The sequence below is a fragment of the Microbacterium sp. NPDC090007 genome (assembly GCF_044748345.1).
Lineage (GTDB): Bacteria > Actinomycetota > Actinomycetes > Actinomycetales > Microbacteriaceae > Microbacterium.
Window position 1 is genome coordinate 511,686 of the sequence record NZ_JBIVFV010000002.1, and the last position, 20,804, is coordinate 532,489.

At 71.9% G+C, this 20,804-nt stretch carries 15 protein-coding genes and 2 tRNA genes; 7 read left to right on the top strand and 10 right to left on the bottom strand.

Annotated elements, in window-relative coordinates:
• Positions 1 to 109 precede the first annotated feature (109 nt).
• The 3 genes from ACIPVB_RS10900 (at position 110) to ACIPVB_RS10910 (ending at position 3,822) form a co-directional block, all read left to right on the top strand.
• A complete protein-coding gene (locus tag ACIPVB_RS10900; RefSeq protein ID WP_400368855.1) occupies positions 110 to 832 on the top strand; it encodes a response regulator transcription factor in 723 nt (240 codons plus the stop codon).
• On the top strand, positions 829 to 2,280 hold the full coding sequence (locus tag ACIPVB_RS10905; protein ID WP_400368856.1) for a sensor histidine kinase: 1,452 nt from the start codon (positions 829 to 831) through the stop codon (positions 2,278 to 2,280). The genes ACIPVB_RS10900 and ACIPVB_RS10905 overlap by 4 nt, the downstream gene beginning before the upstream one ends.
• A gap of 159 nt (positions 2,281 to 2,439) precedes the next feature.
• Positions 2,440 to 3,822: a pyridoxal phosphate-dependent decarboxylase family protein gene (locus ACIPVB_RS10910; protein WP_400368858.1), complete on the top strand. Its 1,383-nt coding sequence runs from the start codon at positions 2,440 to 2,442 to the stop codon at positions 3,820 to 3,822.
• Positions 3,823 to 3,880: 58 nt separating this feature from the next.
• Here the strand turns inward: ACIPVB_RS10910 and ACIPVB_RS10915 are convergent, their stop codons facing one another.
• On the bottom strand, positions 3,881 to 4,390 hold the full coding sequence (locus tag ACIPVB_RS10915) for a hypothetical protein (protein ID WP_400368859.1): 510 nt from the start codon (positions 4,388 to 4,390) through the stop codon (positions 3,881 to 3,883).
• Positions 4,391 to 4,504: 114 nt separating this feature from the next.
• On the bottom strand, positions 4,505 to 5,077 hold the full coding sequence (locus ACIPVB_RS10920; protein ID WP_400368861.1) for a TetR/AcrR family transcriptional regulator: 573 nt from the start codon (positions 5,075 to 5,077) through the stop codon (positions 4,505 to 4,507).
• 117 nt (positions 5,078 to 5,194) lie between these two features.
• On the opposite strand from ACIPVB_RS10920, the gene ACIPVB_RS10925 reads away from it, so the two are divergent.
• Positions 5,195 to 7,792: an MMPL family transporter gene (locus ACIPVB_RS10925; protein WP_400368862.1), complete on the top strand. Its 2,598-nt coding sequence runs from the start codon at positions 5,195 to 5,197 to the stop codon at positions 7,790 to 7,792.
• A gap of 21 nt (positions 7,793 to 7,813) precedes the next feature.
• On the opposite strand, the gene ACIPVB_RS10930 is transcribed toward ACIPVB_RS10925, so the two are convergent.
• The 5 genes from ACIPVB_RS10930 to ACIPVB_RS10950 form a co-directional block, all read right to left on the bottom strand.
• Positions 7,814 to 8,209 (bottom strand): DUF6958 family protein, encoded by a 396-nt coding sequence (locus ACIPVB_RS10930; protein ID WP_400368863.1) that lies wholly within the window; start codon positions 8,207 to 8,209, stop codon positions 7,814 to 7,816.
• A gap of 316 nt (positions 8,210 to 8,525) precedes the next feature.
• Positions 8,526 to 8,599: transfer RNA gene (locus ACIPVB_RS10935), tRNA-Met, on the bottom strand.
• A 34-nt stretch (positions 8,600 to 8,633) separates the two neighbouring features.
• Positions 8,634 to 8,705 (bottom strand) — tRNA-Thr (locus tag ACIPVB_RS10940).
• 64 nt (positions 8,706 to 8,769) lie between these two features.
• Complete coding sequence (locus tag ACIPVB_RS10945; RefSeq protein WP_400368864.1) at positions 8,770 to 10,233, bottom strand: peptidoglycan DD-metalloendopeptidase family protein; 1,464 nt, start codon at positions 10,231 to 10,233, stop codon at positions 8,770 to 8,772.
• Positions 10,234 to 10,381: 148 nt separating this feature from the next.
• Positions 10,382 to 11,185, bottom strand: a complete 804-nt coding sequence (locus ACIPVB_RS10950) for an inositol monophosphatase family protein (protein ID WP_400368865.1) — start codon at positions 11,183 to 11,185, stop codon at positions 10,382 to 10,384.
• A 62-nt stretch (positions 11,186 to 11,247) separates the two neighbouring features.
• Here ACIPVB_RS10950 and ACIPVB_RS10955 point away from each other — a divergent pair, with 62 nt between their 5' ends.
• Positions 11,248 to 12,837, top strand: coding sequence for a phytoene desaturase family protein (locus ACIPVB_RS10955; RefSeq protein WP_400368866.1), 1,590 nt, complete (start codon positions 11,248 to 11,250; stop codon positions 12,835 to 12,837).
• A 133-nt stretch (positions 12,838 to 12,970) separates the two neighbouring features.
• Here ACIPVB_RS10955 and ACIPVB_RS10960 read toward each other — a convergent pair whose 3' ends face one another.
• Positions 12,971 to 13,774 carry a MerR family transcriptional regulator gene (locus ACIPVB_RS10960; RefSeq protein ID WP_400368868.1) on the bottom strand — a complete coding sequence of 268 codons (804 nt, stop codon included), beginning with the start codon at positions 13,772 to 13,774 and terminating at the stop codon, positions 12,971 to 12,973.
• Positions 13,775 to 13,791: 17 nt separating this feature from the next.
• Positions 13,792 to 15,252: a PLP-dependent aminotransferase family protein gene (locus ACIPVB_RS10965; protein WP_400368869.1), complete on the bottom strand. Its 1,461-nt coding sequence runs from the start codon at positions 15,250 to 15,252 to the stop codon at positions 13,792 to 13,794.
• Between the two features lie 81 nt (positions 15,253 to 15,333).
• Between ACIPVB_RS10965 and ACIPVB_RS10970 the strand changes: the two genes are divergently transcribed.
• Positions 15,334 to 16,008 carry a pyridoxamine 5'-phosphate oxidase family protein gene (locus tag ACIPVB_RS10970; RefSeq protein WP_400368871.1) on the top strand — a complete coding sequence of 225 codons (675 nt, stop codon included), beginning with the start codon at positions 15,334 to 15,336 and terminating at the stop codon, positions 16,006 to 16,008.
• A gap of 240 nt (positions 16,009 to 16,248) precedes the next feature.
• On the opposite strand, the gene ACIPVB_RS10975 is transcribed toward ACIPVB_RS10970, so the two are convergent.
• Complete coding sequence (locus ACIPVB_RS10975) at positions 16,249 to 19,707, bottom strand: bifunctional proline dehydrogenase/L-glutamate gamma-semialdehyde dehydrogenase (protein WP_400368872.1); 3,459 nt, start codon at positions 19,705 to 19,707, stop codon at positions 16,249 to 16,251.
• A gap of 99 nt (positions 19,708 to 19,806) precedes the next feature.
• Here ACIPVB_RS10975 and ACIPVB_RS10980 point away from each other — a divergent pair, with 99 nt between their 5' ends.
• On the top strand, positions 19,807 to 20,694 hold the full coding sequence (locus tag ACIPVB_RS10980; RefSeq protein WP_400368873.1) for a LysR family transcriptional regulator: 888 nt from the start codon (positions 19,807 to 19,809) through the stop codon (positions 20,692 to 20,694).
• Positions 20,695 to 20,804 lie beyond the last annotated feature (110 nt).

The following is a 20,804-nucleotide window of genomic DNA, read 5'->3' on the forward strand; positions in this document are numbered from 1 at the left end:
TGCGCGGGATCGGACCCCCGCATCGCGCACCCTCACCGTCCCCTCACCCTTGCTATGAAGGATCTATGTCGCGTGGTGACCCGTGGCCGGACGGTGCATGCTGGCATCCATGAGCCCCCGTCCCGCCCCGCTGACCCGTCCCGACGGCACGCCGATACGCGCCCTCGTCGTCGACGACGAGGCCAATCTCAGCGAGCTGCTGCGCATGGCCCTGCAGAACGAGGGGTGGGACGTGCGCACCGCCGCGACGGGGCACGAGGCGTTGACGGTCATCCGGGAATTCGCGCCCGACCTGATCGTGCTCGACATCATGATGCCGGGGCTGGACGGCCTGGGCGTCCTCGCGCGCATGCGCGCGGCGGGCAACGACGCCCCGGTCCTGCTGCTGACGGCCAAGGACGCGGCGGAGGACCGCATCGCGGGCATCGGCGGAGGCGCCGACGACTACGTGACCAAGCCCTTCCATCTCGAGGAGGTCGTCCTGCGACTGCGCGGCATGGCCCGACGTCACGTCGCCGTGCTCGCCGACGCCGATCAGCGGCTGCGCGTGGGCGACCTCTCGCTCGACGAGGAGGCCTACGAGGTGGAACGCGGCGGCGTCCCCGTCAAGCTCACCGCGCGCGAGTTCGAGCTGCTGCGCTACCTCATGCAGAACCCCCGCCGGGTGCTCAGCAAGGCGCAGATCCTCGACGAGGTGTGGAGCTACGACTTCGGCGGCGACGGCAGCGTCGTCGAGATCTACATCTCGTACCTGCGCAAGAAGATCGACAGCCTGGGCGAACCGCTCATCCACACCGTCCGCGGAGTCGGCTACCAGATCAAGGCGTCATGACCCTCTCACGCACGCCCCGACGGTGGACGCTGCGGCGCACCCTCGTCGTGGGGACGAGCGTGCTCGTCGGCGTGGCGTTCGCGATCATGAGCGTCGCCACCATCGTCGCGCTGCGCTCGTTCGCCGTCGGCCGCCTGGATCAGCAGGTGCGCGAGGGCCTGTCGTTCGTCGCGGGCTCCGATCGCGACGACGGTGGCTCGCGACCCCCCGGGGACACGGGCGGTCCCGCGCCGCGGGTGGGGTCGCTGCAGGCGGTGGTCTCGACCGACGGCACCGTGCAGCGTTCGGGATACACCCGCTCCGACGGCACCGAGCTGACGCTCACCGACGACCAGGTGGCGCGGTTGCGGTCCGCGGTGCCGACCGATCGGCAGCCCACGAGCGTGGATCTCGGCGCGGACCTCGGCGTCTTCCGCGTGGCCGCCGCGCAGACGAACGGCGCCACGATCTTCGCGGGCGAGTCCGAGGCCGACGTCACCGCCACGGCATCCGCCCTGATCGTGATCCTGGCCGCCGTCGGAGCCGTGGTGCTGATCGCGGCGATCCTCGGCCTCTCGCTGTTCGTGCGCCGGAGCCTGCGCCCCCTCGACCGGGTCGCCCAGGTGGCGCAGCGCGTGTCGACACTGTCGCTGGACACCGGCACGGTCGACATCCCCGACCGCGTGGCGCCGGTCGACACCGATCCGGCGACCGAGGTCGGGCGCGTCGGGTCGTCGCTCAACGACCTGCTCGGCCATGTCCAGACCTCGCTCGCCGCCCGCCAGTACAGCGAGGAGCAGTTGCGGCGTTTCATCGCGGATGCCAGCCACGAGCTCCGCACACCCCTGTCCAGCATCCGCGGGTATGCGCAGCTGTCGCTGAGCGAGGCGGCACCCATGACGCAGACGCAGGCGCGCTCGTTCGACCGGATCGAGTCGGAGGCCGCGCGCATGGCATCCCTCGTCGACGACCTGCTGCTCTTGGCGCGGTTGGATGCCGGTCAGCCTCTGCGCCGCGACGACGTGGAGCTGACGCTGCTCGCCGTCGACGCCGTCGGCGACGCGCAGGCCGCCGATTCCACCCGCTCGTGGCGCCTGGACGTGACAGACGACCTGATCACGGTGCGCGGCGACGGCAACCGGCTGCGCCAGGTGGTGGCCAACCTGCTGCGCAACGCCTCGACGCACACGCCCCCGGGAACGACGGTGACGCTGTCGCTGGCGCGCGAGGGCGACGAGGCCGTCCTCGGCGTCGCCGACGACGGGCCCGGCATCGACCCCGGCGTCGCCGAACGCCTGTTCGACCGTTTCGCCCGCGCCGACGACGCGCGCAACCGCGATGCCGGCAGCACGGGACTGGGCCTGTCGATCGCGCAGGCCATCGTCGGGGCGCACGGGGGACGCATCGCCGTCGACAGCACGCCGGGACGGACGGTGTTCGCGGTGCGATTGCCTGCCGAGGCGCCGTGAGGACCGGGCCTGCACGGCGCGTGCGCCCGAGGCTCGGGTGGCGAATAAACTACCCCTGATCGAGCCGGATGCCGTAGACCCCGCGCTCGTCGGCTCCCCGCCGTCGCCGCCCGCGCCACCCCCGCGCGACAGCCGACGGCCACGAATCCGGAGGTCTCGATGGCCCACTCCCCCGCCGCGCGCATGCACGAAGTCAGCGACGAGACGCGCGCGATCGTCGACATGGTGCTGGACTACTCCCGGGGTCGGCTCAACGCCGAGGACACCCCGCTCGACAAGCCCCTTCCCGCAGCCGAGCTGACCCGTCTCGCGGGCCGCACGATCGACGAGGACGGCATCGGTGCCCGCAGGGCCCTCGGCGTCTTCGAGCACGTGCTGGCCCCCGCGTGCATCACGACCGACGACCCGCGCTACCTGTCGTTCATCCCCAGCGCCCCCACCAAGGCGGCCGCGGCCTTCGACCTCGTCGTGTCGGCGAGCGCGCTGTACGGCGGGTCATGGCTCGAGGGCGCCGGTGCCGTCCACGCCGAGAACGAGGTGTTGCGGTGGCTCGCCGCCGAGTTCGGCCTCCCCGCGGGGGCGGGCGGGGTCTTCGTGCAGGGCGGCACACTGGGCAATCTCTCGGCGCTGGTCGCCGCACGCGAGGCCGCACGCGACCGGTTCGCGGATGCCGGCACGCCCCGCCCGGACGCCTGGCGCGTGGTCTGCAGCGTCGAGGCGCATTCGTCGATCGCCTCGGCCGCCCGCGTGATGGACGTCGAGGTCGTCGGCGTGCCCGTCGGCGAGGACGGTGTCCTGCGCGGCGACGCGGTGCGTGCGGCACTGGACGAGTACGGCGACAGCGTCTTCGCCGTCGTCGCCACCGCGGGCTCCACCAACTTCGGCATCGTCGACGACATCGCCGATGTCGCCCGCGCGATCGAGGGCACCGACGTGTGGCTGCACGTCGACGGCGCCTACGGCCTGACCGGCATGCTCTCCCCCCGCGCGCGCCACCGCTTCGCGGGCGTCGAGCACGCCGACTCGCTCGTCGTCGACCCGCACAAGTGGCTCTTCGCGCCGTTCGACGCGTGCGCGCTGATCTACCGCGACCCCGAACGCGGCCGCCGCGCGCACACGCAGCACGCCGAGTACCTCGACACCCTCACCGAGACCAGCGACTGGAGCCCATCGGACTTCGCCGCGCACCTCACCCGTCGTGCCCGCGGTCTGCCGCTGTGGTTCTCGCTGGCGACATACGGGGCGGGTGTCTACCGCGAGGCCATCACCTCGGCGATCGACCTGGCCGCGCGTATCGCCGACGAGATCGATCGACGCCCCGATCTCACCCTCGTCCGCCGCCCGCAGCTCGGTGTGGTCGTCTTCGAGCGCGCAGGGTGGGCCAAGCCCGACTACGACCGGTGGTCGGCGCAGCTCCTGGACGGCCAGCACGCGTTCGTCACGCCCTCCAGTCACGCCGGCCGCGTGAACGCCCGCTTCGCGATCCTCAACCCGCGGACGACGTTCGACGACCTCGTGGGGATCCTCGACACCATGGCGTGAGGCTCCCGGGGCAGCGGTGCGCGACGCCCGGTGAGAAGGGGTCGAGCTCGTCCGCCGCTCACAGGTGCGCGTCCACGAGGGCGCGGCGCAGTCCCACCCGCTCCACCTCGGGCCACGTCACCGCGCCCGCCCCCTCGGGCATCGTGATCGCCTCGTCGCACAGCGAGGTGCGCAGGAGGTCGGCGCTGAGCGGGCAGTGCGTGATCACGACCGCGAGGCAGAACGTGTGCCCCCGGTGCCGCTCGACGGCCTGGTGGAGCAGATCCGCCCCGGCCTCCAGGTGGGCGCGCGCGTAGGCGGCCTCCCGCGGTCCCGACACGACCGCGAAGGCGACGACCCGCCGGTAGTCGGGACCGTCCGCCAACTCCTCCCGCAGCAGGACGACCCGTTCGCGCAGCGCCCGTCGCAGCCACCGCCCGCGCCGGTGGGCGCGCAGGTCGATCCCGTACAGCAGGGTCGCCGGCGCCGTGCCCTCTCCGGCGTCGAGGACACCCAGACCGAGGCTCGCCCGGTCACCGCCGACGCGGACCCCGGAAGCGAATCGGGCCAGAACAGTGAGGGCGCTCATCCCTCCTTCCTACTCACGCGGCCGTCGAAAGGCTCGTCTCCTCACGAAGTCCATACGCGCGACGTCCGTCCGCGGCCCGCGGCGCCTGACGCCCCGCAGGGCGCCGGGCCGTCGTCAAGAAGACGGATCGCTTCGACCCACGACCGTGTCGACGAGGAGCAGCATGTCCGCGACATCGAACTCCTCCCGGCTCAGGGCGCGGAGGATGACCGCCCCCACCAGCGCATCGGCGGCGGCGTGCAGCTGCGGTCCCGAGGCTCCGCCGAGCGCCTGGGAGAGACGCTCCATGAGCGGGGCCGCGAGGATCTCGGTCCTCAGCCGTCGCCCCGTCTCGGCGCTCCCGGCCGCCGCGGCGACGAGCGAACGCAGGAGCCCCTCGCCGTCGGGGCTCGCGCGCAGGGTGAACAGTTCGCTCAGCCACGCCGCGAGGTCCGTGCGGGCGTCGCCCGTGTCGGGGAGGTCGCGCCGGTCGCTCAGCAGCCTCCCCTCGAGGATCGCCTCGGCTATCACATCGCCTTTGCCGGGCCACCAGCGGTAGATCGTCTGCTTTCCCACTCCGGCGCGGCGGGCGATCCCCTCCATCGTCAGGTGGTCGTATCCCCGCTCGGTGAACAGCGACACCGCGGCGTCGAGGATCGCCATGCGTGCCGCTTCGCTGCGGACGGGGCCGGTGCGTGCGAGAGCCATAGCACTCATTGTGCGGGATCTCGACGGAAGCCGAGACGAGACGGTGCGTGTTATGTTTTTCGGACTGGTCGGAGCCGACGGTGCTCCCTCGCGCGCACCGCACGAGAGGAACGCCGCATGGCCGAATTACTGCACCGCCTCGGAACCTTCGCCGCGCGTCGCGCGTGGACCGTCATCATCGCGTGGGGTGTCCTGCTCGCCGTGGTCGTCGGCGGTTTCTCCCTGGGCTTCAAGGGGCTGAGCTCGAGCTTCGACATCCCCGGCACGGCATCCGGAGACGTGATCGCGCAGTTGCAGGACGAGCTACCCGATTTCAGCGGTGCGTCCGGGGCGGTCGTCTTCCGCACCTCCGACGGGTCCGCCCTGACCGACACCCAGAAGAGCGACATCGCCGCCCTGGTCGCCTCCGCGTCCGACCTGCCCGACGTCGCGCGCGTGACCGATCCCTTCGCGACCCAGGCCCAGCTCGACACGCAACGCCAGCAGGTCGTCGACGGTCGCCGACAGCTCGCCGACGCCCGGTCCGAGGCCGAGGCCGGCCGGCTGCAGCTCGGCGACGGTGCGGCCCGGCTCGATCAGGGGCAACAGCAGCTGGACGCCGCACGCGCACAGCTCGAGGCGGCGCCCCTCCCCGCCGCGCAGAAGCAGGCACAGCTCGACGCCCTCGAGTCGCAGCAGGCGCAGCTCGACCAGCAGCGTGCTCAGCTCGAGCAGCAGCAGACGCAGCTGGACGACGGTCTCGCCGAGATCGCGGCGCAAGAGACCCGGCTCGACGACGGCGCCGAACTGCTCTCGTTCGCGGATGCCATCCGTCTCGTCTCGGACGACGCCTCCACCGCGATCGTCAACGTGTCGTTCGATCAGCCGCGCCTCGAGTTGTCGGAGGAATCGAAGCAGGCTGTCGTCGACCACTTCACCGCGACCGGCGTCGACGGGGTCGAGGTCGCCTTCAACACCGAGATCTCTCAGGGCATCCCCGAGATCTTCGGCGTCGGCGAGGTCGTCGGCGTCGCGGTCGCCGGCATCGTCCTCATCGCCGTCCTCGGGTCGCTCCTGGCCGCGTCGTTCCCGATCCTCACCGCCATCGTCGGCGTGGCCATCGGCGCGATGGCGACGCTGTCGTTCTCGGGGGTGGTGCAGATGGCCTCGGTCACCCCCTTCCTCGGCGTCATGCTCGGACTCGCGGTCGGCATCGACTACGCGCTGTTCATCCTCTATCGCCACCGGCGCCAGCTCCTGCAGGGCGCCGCGGTGCGGGACTCCATCGGTCTCGCCAACGGCACGGCGGGCACCGCCGTGGTCTTCGCCGGCCTCACCGTGATCGTCGCTCTGCTCGCCCTCAACATCACCGGCATCCCCTTCCTCGGCTTGATGGGCACCGCGGGCGCCGTCAGTGTGCTCGTCGCCGTCCTCATCGCGGTGTCGCTGATCCCCGCGCTGCTGGGCTTGGCGGGCACGCGCATCCTCAGCCGCCGCGCCCGCGCACGCCTCGCCGCGACCCACGACGAGGAGCCTGCGCGCCGCCGCACCCGAGCGGGGACGCGCACCACGGATGCCGCGGAACACCCCGGTCGCACGACGGGCCCTGAGGCGACCGGCGCCGCTGCGCCCGTCAAGCCGATGTCGACGCTTCGCGCCATCGTGACGATGGTGGTGGCCACCATCGTCCTGCTGGTCGTCGCGATCCCCGCCCTGTCGATGCGGCTCGGGCTCCCCGACGGAGGATCCGAGGCCGAGGACTCCACCGGCTACAAGGCCTTCACCTGGTCGGAGGAGGCGTTCGGTCCCGGAGCGAACGCTCCCCTGCTCGTCACGGCCACCCTCCCCGCCGACACCGCGCAAGACGATGTCGCGGGACTGCAGCTCGACATCGCCCGCGAGCTCTTCGCCCAGGACGATGTCGAGGCGGTCGCGCCCGTGGCCGTGTCCGAGGACCGGACGCTGGCCGCGTTCCAGGTCATTCCCCGCGAGGGTCCCAATGCCGAATCCACGGAGCGCCTCGTGCGCGACCTGAGGATGCTGCCGCCCGTCGACGGCGGCGTCGAACTCGGTGTCGCGGGCGCCGCCGCCATCAACATCGACATCTCCGAGGGCCTCGCCGACGTCCTGCCGATCTACCTGGTCGTGGTGGTCGGGCTGTCGTTCCTGATCATGATCGCCGTCTTCCGGTCCCTGCTGGTTCCGCTGATCGCGACCGCGGGCTTCGTACTGTCGCTGTTCGCGACGTACGGTGCCGTCACCGCGGTGTTCCAATGGGGGTGGCTGGGCGAGCTGTTCGGAGTCCACAACCCCGGTCCGATCCTGAGCTTCCTCCCCGTCATCCTCGTCGGCATCCTGTTCGGTCTCGCCATGGACTACCAGCTGTTCCTCACCACCGGCATGCGCGAGGCGTGGGCGCACGGGTCGACCCCCCGCCTGGCGGTCGCGCAGGGCTTCCGCGCCGGACGCACGGTCGTCACGGCCGCGGCCATCATCATGATCGCCGTGTTCTCGGGCTTCATCACCTCGGAGGCCGTCATCATCAAGTCGTTCGGTCTGGGGCTGGCGCTGGGCGTGCTGTTCGACGCGTTCGTCGTACGCATGCTGCTGATCCCCGCGGTGATGCACGTGCTCGGCGGGTCCGCGTGGTGGCTGCCGCGCTGGCTCGACCGCATCATCCCCAACATCGACGTCGAGGGTTCCGCGCTCGAGAGGCGTCACCCGACGCACCACTGAGTCGCAGAGGCACGGCCGCGCTCACGGCATCTCGTCGTTTCCGGGGTCGTGCCGGCTGCTCTCGGCCCCGTCGACTCGACGGATGCGTTGCGGGGATGACTTCGGAATGCGCTCCAGGACCCCCCGCGCTTCGAGGTCCACCTTCGTGTAGCGGGTGTAATTGGAGAGGCGACCTCCCGGGAACGCGGGATGCTGCCCCAGCTGTCGCTGCACCTCTTCGACGACCGTCTTCAAGGGGACGGACCCATCGTCGGCGGCGAAGGCGTCGACCGCGCCGAGAATGGCGGCAACGAGCGCGTCGTACTGCTCGAGCGCGACGGTCCATCCGTCGAGCCCGTCCGGCCGGGTCGAATTGAACATCTGCACGCGACCCCGCGCTCGCGCCTCGGCGTCTTCGCGCCAGGCCCGTTCCGACACGGGAGCACTGTGCGGATCGGTCGACATCATCACCCTCCACGTCGGCTGCCGGGGATTGCTGTCATCCCTCAGACGAATGCGCCGTGAGGCGACATTGCCACGTCGATCCCTACGAGGCAATGCACGGCTCTTCGGTGCGGAATGCACCGGTCGCACGCCGGTCGGCTGCGTGTGGTCCGCGCGACCGCGGGAGCGCCGACGCGGGCCGTCCGCGACAGCACTTCGACACGAGAAAAGCGTCGGAGATATCTCCGACGCTTTGGCGATGAATGCGTGACCCGACGTGGTGAAGTCCCTCGTTCGATGACTTCTCCGGTAGCGGGAGCGGGGCTTGAACCCGCGACCTCACGATTATGAGTCGTGCGCTCTCACCAACTGAGCTACCCCGCCGCACGGCATCCAGGATTCGGATGAGGATGCCTTGAGCCCCGAGTCAGGATTGAACTGACGACCCCTTCCTTACCATGGAAGTGCTCTGCCACTGAGCTATCGGGGCGTACCCGGATCGCTCCGGGCAACTAGAAGAGAATATCAGAACTCGATACTCCCGCACCAATCGGTCACCCGCCGGCGTGCTGACGCAGCCACGCGATGGGGTCGATCGGCGTCGTGCCGTTCTGCAGGATCTCGACGTGGGTGTGCGCGCCGAAGGAGCGACCGGTGTTTCCCGTGCGACCGAGGAACTGGCCCACCTTGACCCGCTCGCCCTGCGTGACCTGCAGCGAGCCGTACTGCATGTGGCCGTAGCGGCTGGACACGAGCTGCCCGTCGATCTGGTGGTCGATCAGGACAGTGACACCGAAGGCACCACCCTGCTCGGTCGCGATGCGCACGGTGCCGTCGGCGATCGCCTGGACGGGTGAGCCCTCACCGGGCACGAAGTCGGCGCCTTCGTGGAAGCCGCCCTCTCGCATACCGAAGCCGTACGTGATCGGCACGCCCACCGCGAAGGGCCACTGGATGGGCGCCGTCGGGTCGTTGACGTAGAAGTTCGAGGGGTTGGTGATCCCGGAATCGGCGGCCATCTTGGCGTACGTGGTGGCGCTGTAGCCGTCGGCACGATCCACGATGGCGGACGTGGCCTCGGCGGGCGCGACGTAGGCCTGGATCTGACCGTCACCCGCAGCGACGTCGCCGCCGACCGCGAGGCGGGTGGTGGCGGTGTCGGCGGGGGCCGTCACGCTGTCGGTGCCGTTCGCGGAGGCGAGGGCGCTGACCGGCATGGTCATCCCGACGGTCAACAAGCCGACGACGCCCATGACGCCGAAGGAGAACGACGTGGCTGCCAGGCGGCGGACGCTGCGGCGCGTCCGAGGAGCTGCGGGCAGACCATCGACGACCGGCTGAGCGGGAGTGGTCACGGGGGGCTGTACCGCCGTCTCGCCGGTGAAGGCGAACAGGCGCGCGGCCGACTCGAACTCGTCGGCGGACGCGTCGTCGTCAGCCGGGGCGCCGACACCGAAAGCCGCACCCGAGGTCTCGAGCGCCGGGCGGACGGGTGCCGCGGGGGCCTCGATGGGCTCGGACTGTTCGGCGCTGTCGAGGATGACCCGACCCTGCGGGCGCCGACGCGAACGACGCGTCACCGGAAGGGTGATCGGTGAGGTGGGGAGGGACACCGGCGTCGTGGCGACGTCGCTGTCGGCGCTCTGCAGGATGACGGCGACCTCATCGGAGCGCGGCTCGGCCACGACGGTCACATCGAGGGCATCGGTCACGTCGGCGTCGGTCGAGGAGGACTCCGGCAGCGTCGGCTGGATGGTCGCGGCGATGACCGTCTCCATCACGGCCGCGGCGACGTTCTCGATCATCTCGGGCTGCGAAGCGGCCTCGGCGTCGACCGGTGCGGGGTCGGCGGCCTTGATCGCGGGGGCGTCGATCGTGGCGACCGGGGTCTGAACGGCCGCGAGACGGCGGATTTCGGCTCGGGTCAGCCGGGGTGCGGTCTCGGGAGCGGGCTCGGAGAGGGGGCGACGAGACCGTCGGGTGACGGCGGGCTCAGTCGAGGAGGCTTCTGACGGCAACGCGGCGGGGGCTCTCGTGTCGTGTCGCGCAGGGGCGACGGCTTCGGGCTTGGGGGGCTTGGCCGTTTCCGCAGGTTCGGGTTGCGGAAAGTAACGAACAGGTAAAGACACTACCCCGTGGGGTCTGGGAATGCCATGACAGGGGCGGTCATTTCACCCGAGGGTAGTCCAAGAGCGGTTCGAGCCGGTCGAAGAACGCCGGGCTCGCGGCGATCACCATGCCGTTCCCCGGACGCCCCCCGGGTGCGCCACCGACCGTGCCGCCGGCCTCTTCGACGAGCAGGGTCCCGGCCGCGTGGTCCCACGGGTGCGTGCCCTTCTCGTAGTACGCGTCCACGCGTCCGGCCGCGACCGAGGCCAGATCCAGCGACGCCGCGCCGATCCGACGCACATCGCGCGCGATGGGCATCACCCGCGACAGTTGATCGAGCGCGGGACCATGCGTCTCGGGGTTGTAGCCGAAGCCCGTGGCGACCAACCCGCCGGCCTCGCCGACCTGGCTCACCGACAGCCGCTCGGCCCCCAGCCACGCTCCCCCTCCCCGGGAGGCGCGGAACAGCTCGCCCGTGACGGGGTTGAACACCGCACCGGCCAGAGCCGTCCAGGTCGCGGGGTCGGCGGAACCCTCGACCGCGGCGATGCTCACCGCCCACGCGGGGATCCCGTAGGCGTAGTTGACCGTGCCGTCGATCGGGTCGACCACCCAGGTGATGCCGCTCGTACCGACCCGGGCGTCGCTCTCTTCGCCGAAGAAGCCGTCGTCGGGACGCTCGCGCGCCAGTTCCGCGCGGATGAAGGCCTCGACCTCGCGGTCGGCCGCGGTGACGATGTCGGCCGCGGCGGACTTGGTCGCCGCCACCGTGACGCCCTCGCGCCGGCGGCGAAGGGCCAGGCGGCCGGCATCCTGGGCGATGCGCGCGGCGAGGTCGAGCAGGTCTGCGGCGAGTGTCATGGCATCCACGGTATCCGCGCCACCCCCTGCGGCGAATTCGTCCTGCTCGTTACCGTGGGGTCATGACCGCTTCGGAGACTCGCCGGTACGACGTCGTCATCGTGGGAGGAGGGCACAACGCCCTCGTCGCCGCGGCCTACCTCGCCCGCGCCGGGCGCCGTGTGGCGGTGATCGAGAGGACGGACACCGTCGGCGGCGCCGCCGTGTCCGAACGCCCGTGGCGGGGGGTCGACGCGCGCCTGTCGCGCTACTCGTACCTGGTCAGCCTGCTGCCGCAGAAGATCATCGACGACCTGGGCCTGCGTATCACGCTGAAGCGGCGCCGGTACTCGTCGTACACTCCCGACCCGTCCGATCCCTCGCGCGGCATCCTGATCGACACGCAGGATGCCGAGGCCACCACCGCCTCGTTCACCCGCACGCTCGGTGAGGCCGGCGCCGCCGAGGCCGAGCGCTTCGCGGCCTTCGGCGAGCGCATCGCACCGCTGGGTGCGGCGGTGTTCCCCACCATGACCGAACCGCTGCCGACCGCCGACGACGTCCGCGCCGCGATCGGCGACGACGGACTATGGGAGGCCCTGACGACGCGGCCGCTCGGCGACCTGCTGCGGCGATCGTTCGAGAGCGACCTCGTGCGGGGCATCGTCCTCACCGACGGACTCATCGGCACCTTCGCCGCCTCCGACGACCCCTCGCTCGCGCAGAACCGCTGCTTCCTCTACCACGTGATCGGCGGCGGGACCGGCGACTGGGACGTGCCCGTCGGCGGCATGGGGACGGTGGCCCGAGAGCTCGAGCGCGTGGCCCTCGAGTCGGGAGTCGACATCTTCACCGGCGTGGAGGTCATGTCGATCTCGCCCGACGGCGACGTGCACACGATGACCGACCGCTCCGAGGTCTTCCACGCCGATCTCGTGCTGAGCGGCGTCGGCCGCGCGGTACTCGACAAGCTGCTGTCGGCGGGCGGGAGCACGACGACCGGCGCGGACGCCCCCGAGGGCGCACAGGTCAAGGTGAACATGCTGCTCTCGCGTCTGCCGCGCCTGCGTGACGACTCCGTGAGCCCCGAGGCCGCGTTCTCGGGCACCTTCCATGTCAACGAGAGCATGACCCAGGTGGATGCCGCCTACGTGGCGGCATCCGGGGGTCTGATCCCCGACCCGCTCCCGGTCGAGATCTACTGCCACTCCCTGACCGATCCCTCGATCCTCGGCGACCATCTGGTCGCGGACGGCGCGCAGACCCTGACGATGTTCGGCCTGCAGGTGCCGCACCGCCTGATCGCCGACATGGACCCGGTCGCCGCGGGCGCCAAGCTGCTCGCGGCCGCGCAGGCGTCGTTGGAGTCGGTGATCGCCGAACCGCTGCGCGACTGCATCTTCCGCGCCCCCGACGGCCGGCTGTGCATCGAGGCGCGGACGACCCACGACCTCGAGGAGTCGCTGAACATGGTCGGCGGCGACATTTTCCACGGCGCCCTTTCGTGGCCGTGGCTGAGCGCCCCCGCCTCCACCCCCGCGGAGCGATGGGGCGTCGCGACCCCGCACCCCCGCGTGCTGCTGTGCGGCTCGAGCGCGCAGCGCGGTGGCGCGGTCAGCGGCATCGGCGGGCAGAACGCCGCGATGGCGGCGCTGGAGATCCTCGGGGGCTGAGGGCGTCCGGCCGCGTTCCCGGCATCCGGAACCGTCCTGCGGATGCGGGGCACGACGCGCCGGCGATCCATCCGCCGGCACGGCGTGTCGCCTCCGCGATCCGCACGACGGCCGCCGCGGACGAGCCGTCAGCTCAGGCGGGGGCCACCGGCTGCTGCAGCTCGGTCACCCAGTCGGCCTGGTCGTCGGACACGGCCCGCACGTAGAGCTCGCGGCACGGACCGGTCGGCACGAGCCCCCGCTCGAGGATCTGCGCGTGGACGGACTGCCAGCTCTCGCCGATGCGGTCCATGGAACCCAGATGGATGCCGCACACGGCGGTCTCGACCGCGGGGAGCTCGACGATCTCGACACCGTCGCGCGCGGGGCCGGCATAGACGTATCCGACGACGACCTCGGTGCCGTCCTCGCTCGCCGCGTATTGGGCGACGGGAGTGTCGAGTGCGCCACTCTCCGCGCCCACGACGGCGGCGACGCCGTCGAACGTCGGGCCGACCACCCCCGCAATCTCCGCACCGTCCGCGACGAGGTGACGACGAGCGGCCAGGCGCAGGGCCGGAAGGGACTTTCGGACGATCTCGATCTGGCGCATGTGCTTCTCTCTCTCGATGAGGTGGAGGCGCTGCTCCACGTCGACGAGCCGCGCGGCGGCGATCCGGTGCTCGCGATCGACCTCGGCCCGGCGTTCGCGGAGCAGGAGCGCGATGCGCTTGGCATCCACTCCCTCGTCCAGGATCTGGGCGACATCGTCGAGACCGAAACCGAGCTGGCGCAACGCCACGATCCGGTGCAGCCTCTCGAGCTGCGACGGGTCGTAGGAGCGGTAGCCGCTGTGCTCGTCCACGTGCGCGGGTACGAGCAGACCCGCGGTGTCCCAATGCCGCAGCATGCGGTGGGTCACCTGACCGATCTGCGCGAACGCTCCGATGGACAACATGCTTCCGTTCTCCCTTCTCACACCGTGTCAGGGTCAAGAGGAGCGGCGGAAGCACCGGGCAGCGGATGCCGCCGGGCGCGGGCGCCCGCCACCGTGACGATGCGGGCGACGGCATCCATCAGGACGGGGATCGTCGGCTCGGCGTATCCGAACACCACGCCCGGGGGCAGGTCGACAACGGTCCTCGGCACCGTATAGCCGGAGAGGGGGGCGACCATGATGCCGTCCGCGGCGAGCGCGGCCACCACCTCGTCCTCCGCGGCGGGCTCGGCGTGCTCGAGCAGGACCACCGCGTGCAGCCCGCCGTCGGTGGCCGTCAACGTCAGGTCGTCGACCGCGGAGAACGCCTCGAGCAGCAGACGGCGGCGGTGCCGGTAGTCCCGGCGACGGCGAGCGGTGTGGCGGGCCAACGCGCCTTCGGCGACATACAGCGCGAGCGCGCGCTGCAGGGTCGACGAGACGGGCGCATCGAGATCCGCGCGCGCGTCGACGATGCGGGCCCGGAGGGTTCCGGTCGCCACGATCCACCCGCACCGCAGGGCCGGACTCAGCACCTTCGACACGCTGCCGATCAAGACGACACCCGCAGGGGCCAGCAGGTGCAACGGGGGCAGGGGCACCCGCCCGTGCGGGAACTCGCTGTCGTAATCGTCTTCGATGACGACCGTCGCGGTCCGCTCGGCCCAGAGCAGCAGACGGGAGCGGGCGGCGGCGTCCAATCGACTGCCGAGCGGGTAATGGTGGTGCGGGGTGACGATGACGGCATCCAGATCATCGAGATCCTCGACGACGTCGAGGTCGAGCCCCGTAGCCGGCCGTACGGTGATCGGCACCGCCTGCGCTCCCAGGCGCGCGAGCAATCGGCGCACGCGCGGGTATCCGGGATTCTCGACCCCGACGCGCAGGCGCCCACCGCGCGGCGGGAGGGCGAGCAGGGTGAGCAGCATCGCGTCGCTCGTCCCCGCGGTCACGATGACGTCGTCCGGGCCGATGTCGAGGCCCCGGGTACGCCCGAGGTGCCCGGCGATGGCGGCGCGCAGGGCGGGGTCGCCGCGGACGTCACCGACGTCGGCCCCGACATCGACGGTGCTCGCGCGACGCCAGGCGGAGCGCCACGCGGCATCGACGACGCCCGCCGTGCCGGGTCGACCGGGACGCAGATCCACGACGGGCACCGGCCTTTGCGGCGCGGAGAGCGCCGGGATCGCGGGGCGCGACGGGAGCTGCGCGCGAGCGACCTCGGCGACGGCCGTACCCCCGCCCGGCCGGGTGACGAGGTATCCCTCTCCCGCCAGGATCTCGTACGCCGCGACGACCGTCCCGCGCGCGAGGCCGAGGTCGGCCGCGAGCGCCCGGCTCGACGGCACGGCGTCGCCGCCGCGCACGCGACCGGCGAGGACCGCGGTGCGGATGCCGTGGGCCAATTGCTCGTGCAGGGGTGCGGGCGCATTCCGATCCAGGATGCCGACGTCGATCACGCCTCGATGCTGTCACTGGTCCACCAATTGTGCTCAAAAGCGGACTACGCGGTGATCCACGGGATCGCGTGGAATCGATCCATGACCGATCTGCCCCTGACCTCCCTCACGCGCGTGCGCCGTGGCGCCCACCACCAGCGCACCGATCGCGCCGCCCTGTACGACATCGTCGACAACGCCCTATACGCCACCGTCGCCATCGTCCGCGACGAGCGCCCGGTCGCCCTCCCGGTGGGGATCGGCCGCGACGGCGACGACCTGCTCATCCACGGTTCGACCGGCAGCGACTTCTTCCGCCGCATCGCCGCGGGCGCTCCCCTGAGCCTCACGATCACGCACCTGCTGGGGTTGAAGTACGCGCGTTCTCTGTTCGACAGCTCGATGCGGTACCGCTGCGCGGTCGTGCACGCCGCGGCGTCCGTCGTCCCTCCGGACCAGAAGGAAGCGGCTCTGCTCACCCTGAGCGAGCACCTCATGCCGGGGCGCGGTGCCGACGTGCGCGACATGACGGCGCGAGAGATCGCCGCGACCATGGTGCTGCGCGTGCCGCTCGCCGAGGCGAGCGTCAAGGACAACGCGGGCTCACTCGTCGAGGACGACGACGACGGCGAGGACCGCGCCATATGGGCGGGGATGCTGCCCCTGCGGATCGTCGCCGGAGAGCCGGTGACGTCGGCGCAGACGACGGAGGGGACGCCCGTACCCGCTTCGGTGCGCCGGGCGGCCGCCCGGATCGCCGCATCGGGAACGGCCTGACGCCGCACGCCCCGTCGGCACAACTCCTGCACGATCCCACCCGCGGGTCCCGTATCCCTGCGATTGCGGCATCCTGCAGGAGTTGTGCGCGTTCGACGCCAGCGCCCCGCGGCAAGCCGACCCGCGGGGATCTCTGCCGCCCCCAGCACGACTCCTGCAATTCGCCGCGCGCGGGCCTGCGGGAACCCGATTGCGAGCTTTCTGCAGGAGTTGTGCGGGGCCGGGCTGCCTCCTCCGTGCTCAGCGACCGACGAGCGGCGGAACCGCGTACCGGCGCGGCGTGCCGAAGCGGTGGGCCGTGATCGACACGGCCTGCTCGCGCAGGAACGGCAGCAGCTCCACGTGTCCGGCTCGGGTGACCTCGCCCGCGTAGACGGCGACCGAGGGCGACCCACCCGTGGCCTCGGCGACCGCGGCGGCCGATGCTCCGAGCAACCGCACCCGTCCGCCCGTGCGCGCCAGACGCGCGGCGCGGCGGCTCCAGTCCGCGGCGGGCTCGACCGTGGCGCGCACCCCGACGCCCTCGAGCCACGCGCGCACCGCGGGTGACAGCTCGGCGGCCGTGCTCACGGTCACGGTCGAGCCCGCCCGCACGCCTGCGGCGACGACACGCACGAGGGCGGCCGGCGAGGCGTCGTCGAAGCGGACGGTGACGGGCACCGCGGCGTAGCGCAGCACGTTCTGCTCCGACTCCAGACCGGTGACATCCCGCGCCAGCGAGAACTCCTCGGCCCAGGCGGCGGCGTCGCTCGCCAGGGCGGATGCCACCCACTCGCGGTCGGCCGCGGGAACGGCGGCCAGCGCGGGAGCGGCGAGGGCGTCGGGCGTGCGCGGCGCCGAGGTCTCGGCATCCGTCCACGTTCCGAACCCGAAGAGGTAGTGCGGGCCACCGGCCTTGGTGCCGGCGCCGACGGCGGACTTCTTCCACCCGCCGAAGGGCTGGCGCCGGACGATCGCGCCGGTGGTGCCGCGGTTGACGTAGACGTTCCCCGCCTCGATCCGCGCGAGCCAGGTGTCGATCTCCGAGGAGTCCAGCGCGTGCAGGCCCGAGGTGAGGCCGTACTCGATCGCGTTGACGACCTCGATCGCCTCGTCCAGCGTCTCGGCGGTCATGATGCCGAGCACGGGTCCGAAGTACTCGGTGCGATGGAACGCGCTGCCGGGCTGGACCCCCTCGCGGATGCCGGGACGCCAGAGCATGCCGTCCTCGTCGAGCTTCTGCGGCTCGACGACCCACCGCTGGCCGGGCTCGAGGGTCGTGAGCGCGGTCAGCAGCTTGCCGTGCGCGGGCTCGATGAGGGGCCCGACGCGCGAGGCCTCGTCCCACGGCATCCCGATCTCGAGCGAGGTCACCGCGTCGACGAGCTGGTCGCGGAAGCGGCGCGAGCGCGCGACCGAGCCGACGAGCACGACGAGGGATGCCGCGGAGCACTTCTGTCCCGCGTGCCCGAAGGCCGACATCGCGACGTCCTTCGCCGCGAGGTCGAGGTCGGCGCTGGGGGTGACGATCACGGCGTTCTTACCGCTCGTCTCGGCGAGCAGCGGCAGGTCGGGACGGAACGAGCGGAACAGTTCGGCGGTCTCGTACGCGCCGGTCAGCACGACGCGCTCGACGGCCGGGTGCGTGAGCAGCTGACGGCCGAGGTCGTTCTCGGACACCTGCACGAGTTTCAGCACCTCGCGCGGCACGCCGGCCTGCCACAGCGCCTCGACCATGACGGCGCCGGAGCGCTCGGCCAGGGCCGCGGGCTTGATGACCACGGCCGACCCGGCGGCGAGCGCGGCGAGGGTCGAGCCGGCGGGGATCGCGACCGGGAAGTTCCACGGCGGGGTGACCACCGTCACCCCGACCGGGGTGAAGGTCGCACCGTCGACGGTCTCGAGCGCCCGCGCCTGCTCGGCGTAGTAGTGCGCGAAGTCGATCGCCTCGGACACCTCGGGATCGCTCTGCTCGATGACCTTCCCGCACTCGGCGCCCATGACCTCGAGCAATCCGGCGCGGCGGGCCTCGAGCGCGTCGCCGGCGCGGTGCAGGATCTCGGCGCGACCCTCGGCCCCGAGGGCGCGCCACGCGGGGGCGGCGTCCGCGGCATCCTGGATCAGCGTGTGCAGCGCGGCCTCGTCGGTGACGGTGTGCGCGGCGATGGTGTCGCGACCCAGGTCCGAGCCCGGCATGCGCGAGACGATCGCTCGCGCCCAGTCGCGGTTCGCGGCGATGGCGGGGTCGGAGTCGGGGGCGTTGGCGAAACCACGGGTCGGCGCCGGCGGGGCCGCGGCGGTGCGGTCCTGCACGCGGTGCGAGGCCGGCACCCCCTCGGGCATGTCGGCGAGGGATGCCAGGAACCGGTCGCGCTCGCGGGCGAACAGGCTCTCGTGCGTGTCGAGGTCGAACACCGCCGACATGAAATTCTCGCTCGAGGCGCCCTCTTCGAGGCGGCGGATGAGGTAGGCGATCGCGACGTCGAACTCCTGCGGGTGGACGACCGGGGTGTAGAGCAGGATCGAGCCGACCGTCCGGCGCACGACCGCCTGCTGCGCGGTGGCCATCCCCAGGAGCATCTCGACGTCGACGCCGCCCTTGACCCCGCGGCGCTCGGCGAGCAGCCACGCAAGGGCCACGTCGAACAGGTTGTGCCCGGCGACGCCGATCCGCACGTTCGCGGTGCGCTCGGGGCGCAGCGCGTAGTCGAGCACCGCCTTGTAGGACGCGTCGGTCGCCTGCTTCGACGGCCAGGTGGCCAGCGGCCAGTCGTGCACGTCAGCATCCACGCGCTCCATCGGCAGGTTCGCGCCCTTCACGACGCGCACCTTGATGGGAGCACCCCCGGATGCCACCCGCGCGGCGGTCCATTCCTGCAGACGGATCATCGCGGCGAGCGCGTCGGGAAGGTAGGCCTGCAGCACGATGCCGGCCTCGAGCCCGTGGAACTCGGACTCGCCGAGCAGCGTCTCGAAGACGGCGAGGGTGAGGTCGAGGTCCTTGAACTCCTCCATGTCGAGGTTGACGAACGTGCCGGTCTGCTTCGCCACCCGGTAGAGCGGGCGCAGGGCGGCGACGGCGTCGTCGACCGCGGCGTCGAAGGCCCACGGGGTGTGCGGTGCCACCGTCGAGGACACCTTGATCGATACGTAGTCGACGTCGTCGCGCGAGAGCAGGGCGCGGGTGCCCGACAGACGCCGCGCGGCCTCTTTCTTGCCGAGGATCGCCTCGCCGAGCAGGTTCACGTTGAGGCGGATGCCGTCACCCCTGCCGCGGATGGCGGCGATGGCGTCGCCGAGCTTGCGGTCGCTGGCGTCGACGATGAGGTGGCGCACCATGGTGCGCAGCGCCGTGCGGGCGGCGGGCACGACCACCTGCGGCAGGATCGGCGCGGCGAAGGCGCCCAGGCGGATCGCCGCCTTGAGATGCAGGGGGAGGAAGCCCGGGATCAGCGGGGTCAGCGCCGCGAGGTTGCGGGCGGCGACGCGCATGTCTTCGGGGCGCACGACGCCGTCGACGAAGCCGACCGTGAAATCGAGGCCGTTCGCGTCGCGCAGTACGCCGGCCAGTCGCTGGGCGGCGGCGTCGACGGGTTCGTCGCGGCTCTCGGTCAGCCAGCGGCGGACGAGGGCGATCGCCTCGTCGGCGAGCTCGTGAGGGGCGACGAGCGCGGCGGGGGTGGTACCGGACGTGGTGTCGGGGACATCGGTGAGCGACATGGCGATCCTTCCTCGGATGCTCTCAGCATGAGGCGGTCATCCGTTCGGGAAAAGCGACGATTACCGATGCATACTGTTCGATGAAGCCGAAAGGATGCCGTGTTCGATCTGCGCCGCCTGCGTCTGCTGCACGAGCTGAGCGTGCGGGGCACGCTCGTCGCCGTCGCGGACGCCCTGTCGTACAGTCCCTCGACCATCTCGCAGCAGCTCGCCCTGCTCGAGAAGGAGGCGGGCGTCGCCCTGCTCGAGCCCGACGGGCGGCGGGTGCGCCTCACCGCGCAGGGTGCCGCCCTGGCCGCCCACGCGGCGCGGATGCTCGCCGCCGACGAGGCCGCCCGCGCCGAGCTCGAGGTCATGCGCCCCTCGCTCGCCCCCGTGCGCCTCGCCGTGATGCAGTCCGCTGCCCATGGGCTGCTCCCCCGCGCGCTGGACGCCCTCGCCGAGGGCGAGCCCCGGCTCCGGGTCGAAGTCGCCGAGCTGGCGCCCGAGGAGGGCCTGTTCGAGGTCGCCGCCCGCGGATTCGACCTCGCCGTCGCCGAGCAGTACCCCGGTCACACGCGCGAGCATCGGGAGGGCCTCGAACGGGGCCTGCTGGGGCGGGATGCCATCCGCCTCGCCGTGGCGCGCGAGGATCCGGCGCGCCGACTCGACGACCTCCGCGAGCGCGCGTGGGTGATGGAACCCGTCGGCACCGCCGCCCGCCAATGGGCCACGCAGCAGTGCCGCGCCGCCGGGTTCGAACCCGATGTGCGGTTCGAGATGGCCGACCTGACCGCGCACGTGCGGCTCGTGGCATCCGGCCACGCCGTCGGCATGATCCCCGACCTGGTGTTCGCCGGCGAGACGCCCGCCGTGCGTCTGGTCGACCTTCCCGACGAGCCGCGCCGCGATGTGTTCACGGCGGTGCGCCGGGGAACGGCCGACCGCCCCGGCGTACGCGCGGTGCGCCGGGCACTGCAGGTGGCGTACGACCGGGGCGGTCGGTAGGGGTTTCGGAACGCGGGGTCGCGCGCCGTTCTCGGAGTCACGCACCGTTCTCGGACGACGCGTGCGCGGTCTTCCGAGAACGGCGCGATCTCCCGAGCGCAGCAGTTCCC